The organism is Azospirillum sp. UENF 112521, assembly GCF_058780665.1.
Genome location: NZ_JBSNCI010000009.1, coordinates 557066 through 574923, shown reverse-complemented (window position 1 = coordinate 574923; position 17858 = coordinate 557066). Strand labels below are relative to the sequence as shown.

Sequence of the window (17858 nt, the reverse complement as noted above, 5' to 3'; positions counted from 1 at the left end):
ACAGGCCGGCGGTGCGATGCCAGCCTGAAAAGCCCGTATTTCCGCAGCCTACTTCTTCGGCTCGACATTCTCGGCACCGGCACGGGTGCCGCCGAAGCGGTCGGCGCCCTTGGCGTCGGGGGCGTCCGGCTTCTTGTGGTTGCCGGTGTTCTGCTCGCCCTCGGTATGGCGGACGGTCTCTTCGGTGTGGGGCTGCTTGTTCTGCTGGCCGGTCATCGGCGACGCTCCTTCTATATATAAGGTGTCTTCCGTTAACCGGATCGGGCCGCTTTGGTTTCGGGCGGCCTCACCTTTGCCGTGCGATCTGCTGGGCGATGGCCTGCGCCAGGGCGATCCAGCGCTCCTCCTCGTCCGCTCCCTCCCCCTCGTCGCGCAACACGCGCAGGGGCGGCCAGACGCCGAGCCGGCTGGAGCGGCGCAGCGCGAAGAACCGGTCGAGTTCCTCATTCGTCGGCAGGCGGTCGTCCTTGCGCTGGTTGCAGCGGCGGTGCGCCAGCACGACGTTGGCCGGATCGTCGATCCCGCCATAGGCCTGGGGGATCAGATGGTCGAAGGTGGCCTTCGCCCCCACCGGCCCGTCGCAGAAGAAGCAGCGCCCGCCCTGCTGGACGTCCATCAGTCTGGCATCGTCCGGCGTGACGGGCATGGCGCTCTCCAGTCGGTCGATAGACAGGGTTCAGAGATCGCGCTCGACGCTGCCCCACAGGTCGTACTCGTCGGCATGCTCGATGGTGACGTCGACCATGTCGCCCGGCTTCAAGCCGGTCTCGCCGTTCAGGAAGACGTTGCCGTCGATCTCCGGCGCGTCGGCGTAGGAGCGGCCGATGGCGCCGTCCTCGTCGACCTCGTCGATCAGGACGCCCAGCGTATAGCCGACCTTCTGCTGGAGCCGTTCGGCGCTGATCGCCTTCTGCGTCTCCATGAAGCGCTCCCAGCGCTCCTGCTTGACCTCTTCCGGAACGGCGCCGGGCAGGTCGTTGGCGGTCGCACCCTCGACCGGCTCGTACTTGAAGCAGCCGACGCGGTCGAGCTGGGCCTCCTTCAGCCAGTCCAGCATGAACTGGAAGTCCTCCTCCGTCTCGCCGGGGAAGCCGGTGATGAAGGTGGAGCGCAGGACCAGATGCGGGCACTCGTCGCGCCACTTGCGGATGCGGTCCAGCTGCTTTTCCTGGGCGGCCGGGCGGCGCATCGCCTTCAGCACGGTGGGCGAGGCATGCTGGAACGGGATGTCGAGGTAGGGGAGGATCCTGCCCTCCGCCATCAGCGGGATGACCTCGTCCACATGCGGGTAGGGGTAGACGTAATGCAGGCGGACCCACAGGTCGAAGTTCGCCAGCTCGTTGCACAGGTCGAAAAAGCGGGTACGGACCTCGCGGTCGTACCATTTCTCCGTCTTGTACTTCACGTCGACGCCGTAGGCGCTGGTGTCCTGCGAGATGACCAGCAGTTCCTTGACGCCGGCGACCGCCAGCTTCTCCGCCTCGCGCAGGACCGAATGGATCGGCCGGCTGACCAGATCGCCGCGCAGGGACGGGATGATGCAGAAGCTGCAGCGGTTGTTGCAGCCTTCGGAAATCTTCAGATAGGCGTAATGGCGCGGGGTCAGCCGCAGCCCTTCCGGCGGCACCAGATCGGTGAAGGGGTTGTGCGTCGGCGGCACCGCCTCGTGCACGGCGCTGACCACCTGCTCGTACTGGTGCGGACCGGTGACGGCCAGCACCCCGGGATGGACTTGCCGGATCATGTCCGATTCCACGCCCATGCAGCCGGTGACGATCACCCGCCCGTTTTCCTTGATCGCCTCGCCGATGGCGTCCAGCGATTCCTTCTTGGCGCTGTCGAGGAAGCCGCAGGTGTTGACCAGCACGACGTCCGCGCCGTCGTAGCTGGGGGAGATCTCGTACCCCTCCGCGCGCAGGCGGGTGAGGATACGCTCTGAATCGACGAGCGCCTTCGGGCAGCCGAGGCTGACGATGCCGACCTTCGGGGCGCCCATGGTCTGGGCGGCGGCCGGCGATGCGGACTTCGGAACGGGGGATGTGGTCATCGCGCGCGTATACCGCCGATTCAAAGATTACGCCAGTGAAACATGGCGTTTGAGCGCCCGGGCATGGCCGGCATGCCGGTTTTGCCGGGGTCTGTCATGCCTTTGAGGTCTTCCAGCGCCTTGTCCATCCCTTTGCTCCTCCTTCGCCGGGCTCAAGCCAATGCGACAATTTGCAACAAAAGGATGAAGTGTTCGATGTTCCGTTTTGTGTTCAGCCACGCTAGTATGTATGACGATCTTATGATCGATGTGGCTGCCGCCTTACAGCGATAGCCGCCAGCCTTGTGATGCGCCCATCGTATAGCCACTAAACTTTATAGAGTGGAAAAAATGGACTTCGCAAAAGTGCGCGGTGTTGCTGCGGGCCGGATGTCGGTCCGGAACAACGGGACGCTGGACCGGACGCCGATCGGAGCCGGAGCCATCGGAGCCACCATGGACTTCGCCGAACCCGATCACGCGGGGGCTGCCTCGCCGCAGGCCATCGCCGACGTGATGCTGCAGATCTCCCATATTGCCGACAGCCTTGGCTATACCCATGGCCTGAAGCCGTCGCAGTGGACGGCGCTCCGCTATTTCGCCGGGGCCAACAACAGCCAGCGCACCGTGTCGGCCTTCGCCGATTTCCACGCCACGACCCGCGGGGCCGCCTCGCAGATGGTCGAGGTGCTGGTGGGCAAGGACCTGCTGGTCCGCGTGCCGGTTCCGGAGGACCGCCGCGTCACCCAGCTGCACCCGACGCCGAAGGCGCTGGAACTGCTGCGCCACGACCCGCTGAACGACTTCGCCGGCATCATCGCCGCGCTGCCGGGCGACGAGCAGTACAAGCTGGCCGAGACGCTGACCAGCCTGCTGCGCGGCCTGCTGGAAAAGCGCCAGTCCGTCTGACCGCCCGGCGTGGTTCGGGCGTTTGAGCCCGGCCGCCCGTCAGGGCTTGCGGCAAGCGGCGACCGCCGCCTGCAGACCGCGCTGGTCGCGCTCGTTGAGGCGGTTGGCGACGAAGCCCTCCCATAGGCCATTGCGCGCCAGTTCGGATTGCACGCAGCCGCAGTTGGCGGTGCAGGTTGCTTTCGCCACGCCGGCGCGCTCGCAGCTTGCCACGCAGGACGCCTGGAAACTGCGTACGGCGAGCGTTTCCGCCGGCATCAGCTGCGCCGCGGCCCAGGCGATCCCGAACAGCAGAGGCTGGTGCAGCAGATAGACGGCAAGGCTGTGCCGGCCGCCGAAGGCGAGCAGCCGCGCGGCGCGGCCGTTCACCGCCACCCCCTCGCCCAGTCCAGGCCGCAGCCGGCCAAGCCCGATCCCGGCCAGCACGCCGCCGATCCAGGGCAGAAGCGGCACGAAATCGTTGGAGTCCGGCGCCACGCTGGTCAGCCCGATCCAGCGCAGCCAGGGGTTGTCGAACAGCGGGAAGCCCTGGGTCGTCCCGACCAGCACCGCCGCTGCCGCCGCCGTCAGGGTCACACTGGCGGGCAGGCGGACGAAGGCGAGGCCGATGACGCTCGCCACCGCGATGTGGTGCAGCACGCCGAAGAAGATCGGGCTGTCGGGAAACAGGGCATAGGATGCCGCCGAGACCGCCGCGGCCCCGGCCGCCACCCGCCCCAACCGGCGCAGGAAACGCCCGGCGTCGATCCCGTCGCGGCTCGCCAGCACCAACCCGATGCCGGCCAGCAGCAGGAAGCTCGACAGGATCGCGGTGCGGGCAGCCAGCCACAGCGGGTCGCCCAGCAGGTCGAAGCCGGCGAGGCCGAAATAGGTGGCGTCCCAGCTGCCGTGATAGGCCGCCATCGCCAGCAGCGCCAACCCGCGGGCCACGTCGATTGCCGGCCGGCGCGAGGGCCGCTGTGCGAGGCCCTGTGCCGACGTGATGCCGATTGCGCTCATGATCCGGTCATTCCCACCCCGAAGATCCACCCCTCCTGCCGCCTTGCGGTGTCGTCCAGCCCCGGCGGTGCCCAGGCGCGCGGGGTGCCGGCGAGCCAGCGCAGGCCGGCGGCCGACACCAGCGCATCGCTGTCATGGTCGCTGACCGCCCCGGTCCGCTCCAGCGGATGCGAGCCCAGCCGGCGCAGCGCCTCGTCCATCTCGGCGCCGTCGCGGATCTTGCGCTGGCCGAAGCCGGTGTGTTTCAGGAACAGGCGCGGGTAGATCTCCACCATCACGCTGGCGCCCGGTGCCGAGTCATCGAAGGGCCAGACCGCCAGCCGGCCGGGCAGGGCGGTGCGCAGGGCGCGCAGCACCCGCATGCCGGCAAGCGCCCCTTTGCCGACCTGACGCGAGCCGATCAGCTTGTAGGGGCTCTGCGGGTGGCCCAGCCCGTCGGCGCGGCAGGCCCATTCGGTGGCGCGGTGCGGGTCCTCGTACCAGTCCGGCTGCGGCCCGCCATGCCAGAAGCCGAGCCCGTGCAGCGGATGGCTGGCGAAGGGGCCGCCGCCGAAGTCGGGCTCCGCCGCGCAGGCCTCCTCCACCGCCTCCCACAGGTCGAAGACGGTGATGTCGCGGCCGGGAAAGCCGCGCGCCGCCACCGCGAAGGGCAGGGAGAAGGCGCAGTCGATGCCGACGAGGGCCGGCTCCTTTGGCAGTTCCGCACGCAGCCAGTCGAACACCGCCGTCCGCGACCACCAGCCGCCGGGGCCCTCGACCAGCCGTGGGGCGGCATCGCCCGCGGCACATTCCGCCACCGCGATGCCGGCGTAGCGCTTGGCCAGCGCGCCGGACCAGTCGATGGCGATGAAGCGCCCGAAAGCGGGCGCCGCCGTCCCGGTCACAATCCGGCTCCGGTCAAAGCTCCGCCACCTCCACCACGCCCGGCACCGCCTTCAGGGCCGAGCGGCTCTGCGCGGTGATGGTGTAGCTGCCGGGCAGCTCGATCTCGATCTCCTTCAGCGGGTCGACCTCGACCAGCACATTGATGCGGCTCTTGCCGCGCGACAGCCGATCCAGCGTGGCGCGCAGATGCTCGATCGGGCCGGGGTCGCGCAGGACGACGCGCAGGCCGGCGCTGACCGAGGCGACGGCCTCCTCCAGCGGCTTGATCTCCTGGCAGGTCAGGCGGATCTCTTCGCCGTTCAACTGGACGTCGACGGTCAGCAGAACCGCGTTGCCCGGCTCCAGCAGGGCGCGGTTGGCCGCCAGGATTTCCGAGAACAGCGTGACCTCGTAGCCGCCGGCGGCGTCCGACAGCTCGACGAAGGCGAAGCGGTTGCCGGACTTGGAGGTCTTCTCCTTCTTCGACACGATGATGCCGGCCATCGCGCGGCGGGTCATGCCGCCGGCCTTGGCGACGTTCGCCAGATCGGCCGAGCGCACCACCTTCATGCGGCCGAGCGGGCCGGAATAGGCGTCGAGCGGGTGGGCCGACAGGTAGAAGCCGATGGCGCCGAACTCGTGCTTCAGCTTCTCCAGCGGCTCCCAGTCCTTGACCTTGGGCAGTTCCGGTTCGGGCAGGCCGCCCCCGCCGCCGCCAAACAGGTTGCCGATGCCGCTGTCGCGCTCCGCCGCCTCCGCCTGGGCGTAGCGGATGATGGTCTCCAGCGCGGCATGGACCTGGGCGCGGTTGGGGTTCAGCCCGTCGAAGGCGCCGGCGCAGGCGAGATTCTCAAGCTGGCGCTTGTTGATGGTCTTCAGATCCAGCCGGCGGGCGAAGTCGAACAGGCTCTTGAAGGGGCCGTTCTTCCGCCGCTCCTCCACCACCGCGCGCATGGCGGGCTGGCCGACGCCCTTGACGGCGGCCAGCGCATAGCGCACCGCCTTGGTCCCGTCGGTCAGCTGCTCGACCCCGAAGATGGAGTCGGATTTGTTGATGTCCGGAGTCAGCAGCTTGACGCGCAGCCGCGCCAACTCCTGGCGGAAGACGTTCAGCTTGTCGGTGTTGCCGAGGTCGAGCGTCATCGACGCCGCCATGAACTCCACCGGGTGGTTGGCCTTGAGATAGGCGGTGTGGTAGGCGACCAGGGCGTAGGCGGCGGCGTGGCTCTTGTTGAAGCCGTAGCCGGCGAACTTCATGACCTGGTCGAAGATCATGCTGGCCAGATCGGCCTTGACGCCGCGCGACTCCGCGCCGTCGCAGAAGATCTTGCGCTGGTTGTCCATCTCCTCCTTGATCTTCTTGCCCATGGCGCGGCGCAGAAGATCGGCGCCGCCCAGCGAATAGCCGGACAGCACCTGGGCGATCTGCATGACCTGTTCCTGGTAGATCATGATCCCGAAGGTTTCCTTCAGGATGCCTTCCAGGCTGTCATGCATGTAGTCGGCTTTTTCCTCGCCGTTCTTCACCCGGATGTATTTCGGGATGTTGTCCATCGGGCCGGGACGGTAGAGCGACACCAGCGCGATGATGTCCTCCAGCCGGTTCGGCTTCAGCCGGCGCAGGACGTCGCGCATGCCCGAGCTTTCCAGCTGGAACACGCCGGTCGCCTCGGCCCGGCTGAGCAGCTGGTAGCTCTTCTCGTCGTCCAGCGGGACGGTGGTCAGGTCCGGCTTCTCGGGGATCAGGTCGACCGCCGTCTTCAGCACGGTCAGCGTCTTCAAACCCAGGAAGTCGAACTTTACCAGGCCGGCCTGTTCGACATATTTCATGTTGAACTGGGTGACCGGCATGTCGGAGCGCGGGTCTCGGTAGAGCGGCACCAGCTCCTGCAAGGGCCGGTCGGCGATCACCACGCCGGCGGCGTGGGTCGAGGCGTGGCGATAGAGGCCCTCCAGCTTCAGGGCGATGTCGATCAGGTGGCGCACGGTGTCGTCGCCGTCGCGCGCCTGCCGCAGCATCTCCTCGCTGTCCAGCGCCTGCTGGAGCGTCACCGGGTTGGCCGGGTTGTTCGGCACCATCTTGCAGATCTTGTCGACCTGACCGTAGGGCATCTGCAACACGCGGCCGACGTCGCGCAGCACGGCGCGCGCCTGCAGCTTACCGAAGGTGATGATCTGGGCGACGCGGTCGTAGCCGTATTTGTTCTGGACGTAGCGGATGACCTCTTCGCGGCGGTCCTGGCAGAAGTCGATGTCGAAGTCGGGCATCGACACGCGTTCGGGGTTCAGGAAGCGCTCGAACAGCAGGCCGAAGCGCAGCGGGTCCAGATCGGTGATGGTCAGCGCCCAGGCGACGACGGAGCCGGCGCCCGACCCGCGCCCCGGCCCGACCGGGATGTCGTGGGTCTTCGCCCATTTGATGAAGTCCGACACGATCAGGAAGTAGCCGGGGAACTTCATCTTGACGATGACGTCCAGCTCGAACTCCAGCCGCTCGAAATAGGTCCGCCTCGTCTCCGCGCGCTGCTCCGGCGTCATGTCGGGGGTGTAGACGACCTTCTCCAGCCGCTCCTCCAGGCCGGCGCGCGACTGGGCGCGCAGCTCGTCGTCCTCGGTGCGGCCGCCTTCGCAGGCAAACGGCGGCAGGATCGGCTTGATCGGCTTCAGCAGGAAGGAGCAGCGCCGGGCGATGGCGACGGTGTTGTCCAGCGCCTCCGGCAGATCGGCAAACAGCAGCCGCATCTCCTCCGCCGATTTGAAGCGGTGGTCGGGGGTCAGGCGGCGGCGGTCCTCCTGGCTGAGATAGGCGCCCTCGGCGATGCACATCAGCGCGTCGTGCGCCTCGTACATGTCGGCGGTGGCGAAATAGCAGTCGTTGGTGGCGACCAGCGGCAGGCCGTGGGCATAGGCGAGGTCGATCAGCGCCGGTTCGATGGCGTTCTCCGCCGCGGCGAAATGGCCGCGCCCGCCCTCGTGCCGCTGAAGCTCGACATAGAGGCGGCCGGGGAACAGCCGCTTCAGCCGCTCCAGGACGTCGAGCGCCAGATCCTTCTGCCCCTCATGCAGCAGCCGGCCGACCGAGCCGCCGGGGCCGCCGGTCAGCGCGATCAGCCCGGCCGAATGACCGTCCAGCGCGTCCAGGGTCACCTGCGGGCCGGCCAGCGGGTCCAACTCAAGGAAGGCCTTGGACACCAGCGCCGCGAGGTTGCGGTAGCCCTCCTCGTTCTGGCAGAGCAGGACGAGCTGGTCGGGGGTGGCCGCCGCCTTGCCGGGCAGGCCGGGCTTGGCCCCTCCTGGACCTGATTGGGCCGGGCCGACGCGGGTGATGCCCAGCACGGTGCCGATGATCGGCTGCACGCCGGCATCGGAGGCGGCCAGCGCGAATTCCAGGGCGCCGAACAGGTTGCCGGTGTCGGTGACCGCGACGGCCGGCATCTGCTGTTTCAGGCAGAGCTTGACCAGCTCCTTCACCTTGATCGCACCTTCCGACAGCGAATAGGCGGAATGGACGCGCAGGTGGATGAAGTCGGCGTGGGGCATGGCAACCGGGGGCTTGCTTGCTACGGGGCCCCTGGTTCTAGCACAGCCCGGACGCTTCCCGCGACGGTCGCGCGGGGGCATGCGAACGTGGTATGGAAGTCGCCGCAACACGTTCAGGGATGGGGAGGACGCCGCGATGGATCGGCAGCACCTTGCACCCGTCGTCCGACTGCGGCCGGTCCTGCGGGACCGCCATGCCGTCCGGGCGGCGACGCCTTCGGCCCTGCTGACCGGGGCGCTGCTGACCGGGTTGGCGCTGGCGCTGTCCGCCTGCGAGACCGTGCCGCCGCCGCCGGCAGCGGCCCAACAACCCGCGGCCGGGCTGCCGGACGGGCCGTCCAAACCCTTCAGCTCCGGCAAGGGCTGGACCGTCACCATCCACACGCCCCCCGGCGGCAAGCCCTTCTGCGTCGCCGAGCGCGGCATCCCGGTCGGCCAGAACGCCGCCCCGCGCCTCAGCTTCCGCACCGCCGCCGCCGAGTCGGGCTTCATCCTGTCGGGCTTCACCCCGTCGGACAGCGGGGCGACGGTGAAGCCCGGCGAACGCTACGACCTGGCGGTGATGTCCGACCTGGGGCCGCGCCTGTCCTTGAGCGCCCGCGGCCTGCCCAACGGCAGCCTCTACGTCGCTGTGCCGACCAAGGGGTTCCTGGAGGAGATGGAGCCGCTCGCCCGCGCCCACCGCGTCAGCTTCCGCAGCAGCGGGCTGGGGGATATCGGCACGATGCTGCTGTCGGGATCGTCCTGGGCGATCAACGCATCGGACGAATGCCGGATCCTGCACGCGGAGTCGTAAAACCTGCTCCCCGCCCGTGGGGGTGACGCGCAGGTCAGCCACGCTGGCCGCGCGCTCCGCCGCCGATTGACCGGTCCGGCAGGGCCCGTTTAGCCTTCCGATCATGCGCGCTTCCCACATCCTGCTCGCCGTGGCGGTCGCCGCCGTCTGGGGCCTGAACTTCGTCGCGATCAAGGTCGGATTGCGCGATTTCCCGCCGCTGCTGTTCTCCTGCCTGCGCTTCGCGCTGGCGGCGCTGCCGGTGGTGGTGCTGGGCTGGGGCAAGGGGCCGCCGGTGCCCTGGCGCTATGTCATCGGCATCGGCGTGATGCTGGGCGTGGTCAAGTTCCCGCTGCTGTTCCTGGGCATCGACGTCGGCATGCCGGCGGGGCTGGCCTCGCTGGTGTTGCAGGCGCAGGCCTTCTTCACCGCGATCTTCGCCGCCTTCGCGCTCGGCGACCGGCCGGGGCCGCGTCAGGTCGGCGGCATGGCCGTCGCCTTCGCCGGCGTCGGGCTGATCGCGCTGGAGATGCCGGCCGGCAACTCGCTGCTCGGTCTCGGGCTGACGCTGGCGGCGGCGGCGGCCTGGGGTGTTGCGAACATCGTGATGAAGCAGGCCAAGGCCCCCGACCTGTTCAGCCTGATGGTCTGGGTCAGCCTCGTTCCACCGCTGCCGCTGCTGGCGATGTCGCTGGCGCTGGAGGGGCCGGACCGCATCGTCCATGCCTTCACCACCCTGACAGTGGTCGGAGTCGGCTCGCTGATCTACATCGCGGCGGGGGCGACCTTGTTCGGCTTCGCCGCGTGGGGCTTCCTGATGCGGCATTATCCGGCGAGCCTGGTCGCGCCCTTCTCGCTGCTCGTCCCCATTTTCGGCATGAGTTCCAGTGCCTTGCTTCTGGGCGAGACCTTCACCACGGCGAAGCTGGCCGGCGGGCTGCTGGTGTTCGCCGGGCTGGCCCTGTCGGTGCTGAGACTGCCGGCGCGGGTGCGGGCGCGGGCCTGATCATAGGCCGATTTGGGGCCGACTGGGGGCCGATTTGAGATCGGATGGGGCTGGCAGGAGGAACCAGCCGCATTAAAGTCCTATTGAACTCGATGAGCTTGACGCGGCGCTATGGCGTCCGGATCATTCCGGTCGATAGTTGCGTCCCTAAACCATAGGCAAGCCTTGATCTCTTCCGACAGGACCGCGCAACCGAATGGTGGAATGCCAAACGGTGGAATGCCGATTCCGCCGATCAGGCACTGGCAGGCCCATCTACGCGCCAGCCGGCCCCTGCGCGTCCTGCTGCTGATCGGCGGGCTGTCGGTCGCCGTGCTGCTGGCGGCGACGGTCCAATACATCGACAGCATGCGCGACCGCGAGATGGAGGGGGCGGAGCGCGAGCTGTCCACCCTGAACCTGTCGCTGGCGGAGCAGACGGCCAGCGCGACTCAGAGCGTCGATCTGGTGCTGACCACCATCATCGAGCAGCTGAAGTCGGACGGGATCGACACGCCGGAGGAGTATGTCCGCCGGCTGGGCGGGCGCGACACCTACCAGATGCTGCGGGCGCGCATCACCGGCCTGCCGCAGCTGGATGCGGTGACGATGATCGCGGCCGACGGGCACCTGATCAACTTCTCGCGCTATTACCCGATCCCGCCGGTCAACGTGTCCGACCGGGATTACTTCGCCTATTTGCGCGACCACGACACCACCGCCCCCTTCATCAGCGAGCCGGTGCAGAACCGCGGCAACGGCAGCTGGACGGTCTATCTGGCCCGCCGCATCAGCGGCCGGGACGGCAGCTTCGTCGGGCTGGTGCTGGGCGCCATCGAGCTGAGCTATTTCCAGAGGATCTACAAGGCGCTGCAGCCCGATGGCGACGGCAGCATCAGCCTGTGGCGCCGCGACGGCATCCTGCTGGCCCGCCACCCGGTGCTGCCGGACATCGGCCGGCCGCTGGGCCAGCGCCAGTTCCTGAAGGTGCTGGAGCGCGCCAAGTCCGGCGTCTATTTCTCCTCCGGCGGGCTGAACGACGGCGCCCGTCTGGTGGCGACGCGGGCGCTGGCGGACTATCCGCTGGTGGTCAACGTGACGCGCAGGCTGGACGCCGTGCTGGACAAATGGCGCATCCAGGCCTGGACCATCGGTGCGGCGAGCGCCGTCGGCATCGCGGCGCTGCTGCTGTCGCTGTGGGCGCTGGCCCGCCAGTTCAGCGCCTACGAGGCGGCGACGCGGGCGATGGATGCCGCCCGCCGCGCCGTGGAGGGACGGGAGCAGGCCGAACAGGCGCTGCGCCAGAGCCAGAAGATGGAGGCGATCGGCCAGCTGACCGGCGGCGTCGCCCACGATTTCAACAACCTGCTCCAGGCCATCGGCATCAACCTGCACGTCATCGACAGCCGCACCGAGGACGAGCGCATCGCCGGCCCGGCCCGGCTGGCCTTGCAGGCGGTCGAGCGGGGCGCCACCCTGACCCAGCATCTGCTGGCCTTCTCGCGCCGGCAGCAGCTTCGCCCGGTCCCGGTCGATGTCGCGACGCTGGTGGAGCGGAGCAGCCGCCTGCTCGGCCGCACGCTGGGCCAGTCGGTGCGGGTCGAGACGGAGGTGGCACCCGGCCTGTGGCCGGCGATGATCGACCCGACCCAGCTGGAAATGGCGGTGCTGAACCTGGCGCTGAACGCCCGCGACGCCATGCCCGGCGGCGGCACGCTGTGGATTCTGGCCGGCAACCGGACGGTGGCCAGCCCGGAGGCCGGCGATCCGGCGGCTGGCGATCCGGCGATTGCCGGCCGGTTGCCGGGCGCCGGTCCGCTGCCGGTGCAGGTGGAGGGGCTCGCGGCCGGCGACTATGTGGTCCTGCGGGTGCGCGACACCGGCACCGGCATGGCGGCCGAGGTCGCCGCCCGCGCCTTCGAGCCCTTCTTCACCACCAAGGAGGTCGGGCGCGGCACCGGGCTCGGCCTCAGCATGGTGCATGGGCTGGCGACCCAGTCCGGCGGCGGGGTGGAACTGGACAGCCGGCCGGGGCTGGGCACCACGGTGATGCTCTATCTGCCGCGCGCCGAGCAGGCGGCGGACGTGGCCGCGGTGCCGCCTGCGCCGCCGCCGGCGAGGACGAAGGTAACGGACACGGCAGCGATTGGCGCCGGATGCGCCATCCTGCTGGTGGACGACGAGGAACTGGTGCGCTCCGCCACCGCCGGCTATCTGGCCCAGGCCGGCTTCGCCGTGCGCGAGGCGGCCGATGCGGCGGCGGCGCTGTCGCTGCTCGACCATGGGTTCCGGCCGGACGTGATCGTCACCGACCACATGATGCCGGGGATGACCGGGCTGGAGATGGCCCGCACCCTGCGCGCCCGCCAGGACGAGACGCCGATCCTGATGGTCACCGGCTATGCCGAGGATCTGACCTCCACCGCCGCGGTGTGCGAAGTGTCGCTGACGGTGCTGTCCAAACCGATCGAACCGTCGCGGCTGGTCCGCTCCATCCGCGACATGGCGTCGGTCGAGGGGTGAGGGCAGGGCGGCGTTTCGGGAAGGCCTCGTGGGGAACATCGGGGGAGTGGCGGCGTTGGAAGGGCGATCCCACTCCATTTTAGCCCCCGGAGAAGCCATGAACGCCCAATCCACGATCCGCGACGCCTATGACAGCGTCTTTGAAGGCCACACCAACCTCGGCATGGGCGAGCGTATCGTCTCGACCGGCCTCGGCCTTGCCGTCGCGGCGGGCGGGTTGCGCAAGGGCGCCAGCATTCCCGGCGCCATCATGGGCCTGGTCGGCGCCGCGCTGGTCGCCCGCGGCATGAGCGGCCACTGCCCGCTGAAGGACCGCCTGTCCGGCGATCACCAGGACCGGCTGGGCCATGGCGGCTCCTATGGCGAGTCGCAGGCCGTCGACCATTCGCGCATGGCGGAAACCTACTGATCCGCCCCGCGACGGGTCCATCCCGTCACCGGATGACGCAGTACGGTCACGGGAATGTGTGACGCCATTAACCCTGATGGTGAATTGTTGGGCAGGCCAGCGACGGGGTGAAGACCGGGGGCCGCGGGTGTGACATCCTGCGGGGCCCGGGCAGCAGCCCCCGACCTGACGTCCCGCTCAGGAGTTTCACCGCATGTGGTTCACCGCTTTCCGACCCCGGTCCACCCTTGCGGCGGTGACGGCGCTCTGCGTCGGCTCCGCCCTGGTGCTGCCGGTGCCGGCGCCCGCCCAGACTGCCGCGGCCCCGGTATCGACCCCGGCCCCAGCACCGGCATCGGCTTCGGTCCGCTACGACCTCGGCTACAACATCTTCTATCCCGTCCGCAGCCGGAACGGGATGGTGGCCTCCGAGCACCGGCTGGCGACCGAGATCGGCGTCGACATCCTCAAGCGCGGTGGCAACGCGGTCGATGCGGCGGTGGCCGTCGGCTTCGCCCTGGCGGTGGTGCTGCCCAATGCCGGCAACATCGGCGGCGGCGGCTTCATGGTCGTGCATGACGCCAAGAGCGGCAAGGACGTCGCCATCGACTTCCGCGAGATGGCGCCGGCCAAGGCCTTCCGCGACATGTATCTCGACCAGCAGGGCAAGGTGGTCCCCGACCGCTCGCTCTACACCCATCTGGCGGTCGGCATCCCCGGCACCGTCGCCGGGCTGGCCCATGCGCTGGAAAAATACGGCACGATGACGCTGGCCGACGTGCTGGCCCCGGCGATCAAGCTGGCCCGCGAGGGGCACACCGTCACGCCGCAGCTCGCCGGGCTGCTGGAGGTCGAGCGCGACCATCTGGCCGCCTGGGACTCCACCCGCGCTATCTTCTTCAAGGACAACCGCCCGCTGACCGCCGGCGAGACGCTGGCCAACCCCGACCTCGCCAATTCGCTGGAGTCGATCGCCCAGCAGGGGCCGAAGGCCTTCTACGAGGGGGCCATCGCCGACAGGATCGCCGCGGAGATGTCCCGCCACGGCGGCTACATCACCAAGGACGATTTGAAGGCCTACAAGGTGGTGGAGCGCGAGCCGGTCAGCGGCAGCTACCGCGGCTATACCGTGAAGTCGATGCCGCCGCCCAGTTCCGGCGGGACGCACATCATCCAGATGCTGAACATCCTGGAGCGCTGGCCGCTGAAGGAGTACGGCCCGGACAGCGCCAGGTCGATCCACCTGATGGCGGAGGCGATGAAGCTGGCCTATGCCGACCGCTCCGAATATCTGGGCGATCCCGACTTCACCAAGGTGCCGGTGAAGGGCCTGACCTCGCGCAAATATGCCGACGAGCTGGCGGCGAAGATCGATCCGGAAAAGGCGACCCCGGCCGGCAGCATCAAGCCCGGCAAGCCGGCGCCCTACGAGAGTGACCAGACCACCCATTTCTCGGTGGCGGACAACCAGGGCAACGTCGTCAGCACCACCTACACGCTGAACCTCAATTTCGGCAGCGGCATCGTCGCCGAAGGCACCGGCATCCTGCTGAACAACGAGATGGACGATTTCTCGGCCAAGCCGGGCGTGCCCAACGCCTTCGGTCTGGTCGGCGGCGACGCCAACGCCGTCCAGCCCTACAAGCGGCCGCTCAGTTCGATGTCGCCGACCATCGTGCTGAAGGACGGCAAGCCCTGGCTGGTCACCGGCAGCCCCGGCGGCAGCCGCATCATCACCACCACCATGGAGACGGTGATCGATCACATCGACTTCGGCATGAATCCGGCCGAGGCCGCCGCCCTGCCGCGCGTCCATCACCAGTGGACCCCCGACGAGCTGCGGGTGGAGAAGGGCCTCAGCCCCGACACCGTCCGCCTGCTGGAGCAGATGGGCCACAAGGTGGCGGTCAAGCCGACGATGGGCCGCACCCAGAACCATCCAGCTGCGCGAGGACGGCCTGTACGGCTTTTCCGACCCGCGCAATCCCGACGGGATGACGCTGGGATATTGAGGGAGCAATTGGGGAGGGGATTGTCCGGAGGGCAGTGACCGGATGGGAAGACGGGCGCCCGGCGACGGCCGGGCGTCACAATTCCCGTATACAAAGAAAAAGCGGCGTGCTTTGGTAACCTTCGATCCGCCATGACCGGCGGCGCAGGGGCCAAAGGCTCGTGCCCGTTCGGGAAAGGCAACGGAACAGTTGGATTAAGGCGGGCCTGTCGGTTAGCCTTTGCAGGAGTGAACCGGAGCATTTGCCGTGGACAAGGCCTTGGTCGAAAAGAACCGCGAGTGGACCTATCAGCGTGAAGGAAAGCAGCCCGTCACCATCCGGGTCGCCGATTTCGAGCGCGAGGGGAAGCGCATCGTCGCCTTCCTGGAACAGACCGACATCGCCAAAGCGGCCGGGTTGCCCCAGCCGGCCGTGAACGATTGGCCCCGCATCGCCGAGGCCTATGCGAAGGAACAGGGTGTCGGCCTCAACGACATCTATTGGTACGAGCTGCATCCGCGCCGCTTCGCCAATGGCCGCCCCAACGTTTCGGAATACCGTCCCGGCATGGCCGAATGGCGGTTCGAGACCAGCATTCCGCTCGCCCGCGCCATCGTGGAGCAGCTGGGCTTCGACCCGGACAACCTGCCGCTCGACATCTGACAATCCTGCATGCGGCCCCCGCGCGCAGCCCCTGTGATGCGCCGCGGGACCGGTGTATGATGGCGCCATATCTCAGGCGGCCGGCGGGACGGTTTCCGCGGACCGCTGCCGGGAGATAGAGGCCGGGAGACGAAGATGAAGACGGTGCGGAGGGCGGTCGCCCTGGGTGCTGCGATGCTGGCGGTTGCGGCCGCAGCCGCCGTGATGTCCGTTCCGGGTGCTGCACAGGCGCGCGCGTCGGTATCGGTCGGCATCGGCGTTGGACCGATTTTCCCGGCCTATGGCTATTACCACCCGTACCGCTACTACGCGCCGCCCCCGCCGGTGGTGCAGTATTACGCGCCGCCGCCGGTCGTCTACGCGCCGCCGCCGGTGCAATATTATGCACCGCCTCCGGCCACGGTCGGCGCCGATCCGGCCGGACCGGTCTATTATTCGCGAAGCGGCCAGCAATGCCGCGAATACCAGAGCAGCGCCATGGTCGGCGGCCGGCCTCAGCCGGTCTACGGCACCGCCTGCCTCCAGTCCGACGGGACCTGGCGGATCGTGAACTGAGGGCAGGTCGAATCAAGGGCGGATCGTGAAACGAGGGCCTCACCGGCCCTCGCGCCCGTTCAGGCACGTCCTTTCAGCCGCGCTTTTCAGTGATGAATCGCTTCGGGAACGAGGTCGGACGGCTCTTCGGCGTTCTCGTGGTGGATCCTGCACACGTCGTCCCAACGCGACAGGAAGGCGTCCAGCAGCGCCGGGTCGAAATGGCGGCCGCGGTTCTCGGCCATGTAGGCGCGCGCCTCCTCCAGCGTCCAGGACTGCTTGTAGGGGCGGGCGGAGGTCAGGGCATCGAACACGTCGGCGATGGCGACGATGCGGCCGGACAGCGGGATGTCCGTCCCGGCCAGACCGTTGGGATAGCCGCTGCCGTCGAACTTCTCGTGATGGCTGAGCGCGATCTCCGCCGCCAGACGCAGCAGCGGGATGGGGCTGTCCGCCAGGATGCGGTGGCCGATGGCGGCGTGCTGCCGCATCACCGTCATCTCTTCCGGCGACAGGCGTCCCGGCTTCAAGAGGATCATGTCCGGGATGGCGATCTTGCCGATGTCGTGCATCGGCGCCGCCTTCATCAGCTCCTGGGCGAAGGCGCCGCCGCAGCCGGCCGCTTCGGCGACCAGCTTCGAATAGAGCGCCATCCGCTCGATGTGGGCGCCGGTCTCCGGATCGCGGTATTCGGCGGCGCGCGACAGGCGGTTGACCAGTTCCTCGCCCTGGCGCTGGAGGGCGGCGGTCACCCGCTCGACCTCGGCAGCCAGCAGGGCGGCGCGGTCGCGCAGCAGGGCGCGGCTGTGGCGCAGCGCCAGCAGGTTGCGCAGGCGCGCCTGCACCTCCGGCACGACCACCGGCTTGGTGAGGAAATCGCTGCAGCCCTCGTCGAGCGCCCGCACGCGGATGTCGACCGCCGTGTTGGCGGTGATCATCACCACCGGCACGGTGTCCAGCCGCGCATCGTCACGGATGTGGCGCAGCAGCTCGATGCCGTCCATGTCCGGCATCATCTGGTCCAGAAGGATCAGGTCCGGCTCGTTCCCGCGCAGCCATTCGACGGCCTCCAGCGGGCTTTCCATGGTCACCGGCTCCGCATCGTCCAGGCGGCGGACGATGGCGGCCATGATGAACAGATTGGTGCGGTCGTCGTCGACGATGAGGATGTTCATCTTGCGGCGTCGCCTTTCCGGTCGCTGTCCTTGCGGGCGGCGAGCAGCCGGCCGACCTCGGCCAGCAGGGCCTTCAGGTCGACCGGCTTTTCAAAGGCCGCCTCGGCCCCCAGCAGGCGGGCCATCCCCGGCAGTTCCATCCGCAGGCGCACGCTGCCGCCGGTCACCGCGATCAGGGGCGGGCGCGACTGTTGTGACTTCAGCCGCAGGATGATCTCGTACCCGTCGGCCTCCGGCATGATGATGTCCGTCACCACCAGATCGACCGCATGCCGTTCCATGACCGCCAGTGCCGCGTTTCCGTTCTCAGCCTCGTGCACGGTGTAGCCGGCGCGCTGGAAGGCTGTGCGCACCATCCCGCGGAAGTCGGGGTCGTCGTCGACCAGCAGGATCGACGGAGCGGATTCAGTTGTTGTGGAGGGGGTGGACCGGCTCCGCAACTCGAAAAGGGACATTTCCATGGTTGCCGCTTCCGTAAACCGCCGC

The 17858-nt window shown here is 68.6% G+C and carries 16 protein-coding genes; 8 read left to right on the top strand and 8 right to left on the bottom strand.

Annotation, left to right across the window (positions count from 1 at the left end):
* Positions 1 to 48 precede the first annotated feature (48 nt).
* From ACWPN8_RS34285 to rimO, 3 genes are all read right to left on the bottom strand, one after another.
* Positions 49 to 216, bottom strand: a complete 168-nt coding sequence (locus tag ACWPN8_RS34285; RefSeq protein WP_174473426.1) for a hypothetical protein — start codon at positions 214 to 216, stop codon at positions 49 to 51.
* Between the two features lie 70 nt (positions 217 to 286).
* Positions 287 to 646, bottom strand: coding sequence for an HNH endonuclease (locus tag ACWPN8_RS34280; RefSeq protein WP_492243997.1), 360 nt, complete (start codon positions 644 to 646; stop codon positions 287 to 289).
* A gap of 30 nt (positions 647 to 676) precedes the next feature.
* Positions 677 to 1996: a 30S ribosomal protein S12 methylthiotransferase RimO gene (rimO, locus tag ACWPN8_RS34275; RefSeq protein WP_109047847.1), complete on the bottom strand. Its 1320-nt coding sequence runs from the start codon at positions 1994 to 1996 to the stop codon at positions 677 to 679.
* A gap of 486 nt (positions 1997 to 2482) precedes the next feature.
* On the opposite strand from rimO, the gene ACWPN8_RS34270 reads away from it, so the two are divergent.
* Positions 2483 to 2935, top strand: a complete 453-nt coding sequence (locus tag ACWPN8_RS34270; protein WP_109452428.1) for a MarR family winged helix-turn-helix transcriptional regulator — start codon at positions 2483 to 2485, stop codon at positions 2933 to 2935.
* Positions 2936 to 2974: 39 nt separating this feature from the next.
* Here ACWPN8_RS34270 and ACWPN8_RS34265 read toward each other — a convergent pair whose 3' ends face one another.
* Genes ACWPN8_RS34265 through dnaE form a run of 3 tightly spaced genes read right to left on the bottom strand, consistent with a single transcriptional unit; the run spans position 2975 to position 8338 of the window.
* Complete coding sequence (locus tag ACWPN8_RS34265) at positions 2975 to 3934, bottom strand: acetyltransferase domain-containing protein (RefSeq protein WP_492243996.1); 960 nt, start codon at positions 3932 to 3934, stop codon at positions 2975 to 2977.
* The gene (locus ACWPN8_RS34260) at positions 3931 to 4818 is read right to left on the bottom strand and encodes a hypothetical protein (protein WP_492243995.1); all 888 of its coding nucleotides are present in this window, start codon (positions 4816 to 4818) and stop codon (positions 3931 to 3933) included. The genes ACWPN8_RS34265 and ACWPN8_RS34260 overlap by 4 nt, the downstream gene beginning before the upstream one ends.
* Before the next feature lie 13 nt (positions 4819 to 4831).
* A complete protein-coding gene (gene dnaE / locus ACWPN8_RS34255) occupies positions 4832 to 8338 on the bottom strand; it encodes a DNA polymerase III subunit alpha (protein WP_492243994.1) in 3507 nt (1168 codons plus the stop codon).
* A gap of 136 nt (positions 8339 to 8474) precedes the next feature.
* Between dnaE and ACWPN8_RS34250 the strand changes: the two genes are divergently transcribed.
* The 7 genes from ACWPN8_RS34250 (at position 8475) to ACWPN8_RS34220 (ending at position 16218) form a co-directional block, all read left to right on the top strand.
* On the top strand, positions 8475 to 9134 hold the full coding sequence (locus ACWPN8_RS34250) for a hypothetical protein (protein WP_109096407.1): 660 nt from the start codon (positions 8475 to 8477) through the stop codon (positions 9132 to 9134).
* Positions 9135 to 9237: 103 nt separating this feature from the next.
* Positions 9238 to 10119, top strand: coding sequence for an EamA family transporter (locus tag ACWPN8_RS34245; protein ID WP_492243993.1), 882 nt, complete (start codon positions 9238 to 9240; stop codon positions 10117 to 10119).
* Positions 10120 to 10338: 219 nt separating this feature from the next.
* The gene (locus ACWPN8_RS34240; RefSeq protein WP_492243992.1) at positions 10339 to 12621 is read left to right on the top strand and encodes a hybrid sensor histidine kinase/response regulator; all 2283 of its coding nucleotides are present in this window, start codon (positions 10339 to 10341) and stop codon (positions 12619 to 12621) included.
* A 97-nt stretch (positions 12622 to 12718) separates the two neighbouring features.
* Positions 12719 to 13030 carry a YgaP family membrane protein gene (locus tag ACWPN8_RS34235; protein WP_109096410.1) on the top strand — a complete coding sequence of 104 codons (312 nt, stop codon included), beginning with the start codon at positions 12719 to 12721 and terminating at the stop codon, positions 13028 to 13030.
* 193 nt (positions 13031 to 13223) lie between these two features.
* Entirely contained in the window at positions 13224 to 15059 is a 1836-nt protein-coding gene (gene ggt / locus ACWPN8_RS34230) for a gamma-glutamyltransferase (protein ID WP_492243991.1), read from the top strand.
* Between the two features lie 208 nt (positions 15060 to 15267).
* The gene (locus ACWPN8_RS34225) at positions 15268 to 15663 is read left to right on the top strand and encodes a hypothetical protein (protein WP_109047856.1); all 396 of its coding nucleotides are present in this window, start codon (positions 15268 to 15270) and stop codon (positions 15661 to 15663) included.
* Positions 15664 to 15798: 135 nt separating this feature from the next.
* Positions 15799 to 16218 (top strand): RT0821/Lpp0805 family surface protein, encoded by a 420-nt coding sequence (locus ACWPN8_RS34220; RefSeq protein WP_109096412.1) that lies wholly within the window; start codon positions 15799 to 15801, stop codon positions 16216 to 16218.
* An 86-nt stretch (positions 16219 to 16304) separates the two neighbouring features.
* On the opposite strand, the gene ACWPN8_RS34215 is transcribed toward ACWPN8_RS34220, so the two are convergent.
* The gene (locus ACWPN8_RS34215) at positions 16305 to 17372 is read right to left on the bottom strand and encodes an HD domain-containing phosphohydrolase (RefSeq protein WP_109096413.1); all 1068 of its coding nucleotides are present in this window, start codon (positions 17370 to 17372) and stop codon (positions 16305 to 16307) included.
* A complete protein-coding gene (locus tag ACWPN8_RS34210; protein WP_109096414.1) occupies positions 17369 to 17833 on the bottom strand; it encodes a response regulator in 465 nt (154 codons plus the stop codon). The genes ACWPN8_RS34215 and ACWPN8_RS34210 overlap by 4 nt, the downstream gene beginning before the upstream one ends.
* Between the last annotated feature and the right edge of the window lie 25 nt (positions 17834 to 17858).

What these genes read in the sequence shown, in the direction of transcription:
- ACWPN8_RS34285 (WP_174473426.1), bottom strand. Translation starts at nt 216, where the DNA reads ATGACCGGCCAGCAGAACAAGCAGCCCCACACCGAAGAGACCGTCCGC.
- ACWPN8_RS34280 (WP_492243997.1), bottom strand. Translation starts at nt 646, where the DNA reads ATGCCCGTCACGCCGGACGATGCCAGACTGATGGACGTCCAGCAGGGC.
- rimO (WP_109047847.1), bottom strand. Translation starts at nt 1,996, where the DNA reads ATGGGCGCCCCGAAGGTCGGCATCGTCAGCCTCGGCTGCCCGAAGGCG.
- ACWPN8_RS34270 (WP_109452428.1), top strand. Translation starts at nt 2,483, where the DNA reads ATGGACTTCGCCGAACCCGATCACGCGGGGGCTGCCTCGCCGCAGGCC.
- ACWPN8_RS34265 (WP_492243996.1), bottom strand. Translation starts at nt 3,934, where the DNA reads ATGAGCGCAATCGGCATCACGTCGGCACAGGGCCTCGCACAGCGGCCC.
- dnaE (WP_492243994.1), bottom strand. Translation starts at nt 8,338, where the DNA reads ATGCCCCACGCCGACTTCATCCACCTGCGCGTCCATTCCGCCTATTCG.
- ACWPN8_RS34250 (WP_109096407.1), top strand. Translation starts at nt 8,475, where the DNA reads ATGGATCGGCAGCACCTTGCACCCGTCGTCCGACTGCGGCCGGTCCTG.
- ACWPN8_RS34245 (WP_492243993.1), top strand. Translation starts at nt 9,238, where the DNA reads ATGCGCGCTTCCCACATCCTGCTCGCCGTGGCGGTCGCCGCCGTCTGG.
- ACWPN8_RS34240 (WP_492243992.1), top strand. Translation starts at nt 10,339, where the DNA reads ATGCCGATTCCGCCGATCAGGCACTGGCAGGCCCATCTACGCGCCAGC.
- ACWPN8_RS34235 (WP_109096410.1), top strand. Translation starts at nt 12,719, where the DNA reads ATGAACGCCCAATCCACGATCCGCGACGCCTATGACAGCGTCTTTGAA.
- ggt (WP_492243991.1), top strand. Translation starts at nt 13,224, where the DNA reads ATGTGGTTCACCGCTTTCCGACCCCGGTCCACCCTTGCGGCGGTGACG.
- ACWPN8_RS34220 (WP_109096412.1), top strand. Translation starts at nt 15,799, where the DNA reads ATGAAGACGGTGCGGAGGGCGGTCGCCCTGGGTGCTGCGATGCTGGCG.
- ACWPN8_RS34215 (WP_109096413.1), bottom strand. Translation starts at nt 17,372, where the DNA reads ATGAACATCCTCATCGTCGACGACGACCGCACCAATCTGTTCATCATG.
- ACWPN8_RS34210 (WP_109096414.1), bottom strand. Translation starts at nt 17,833, where the DNA reads ATGGAAATGTCCCTTTTCGAGTTGCGGAGCCGGTCCACCCCCTCCACA.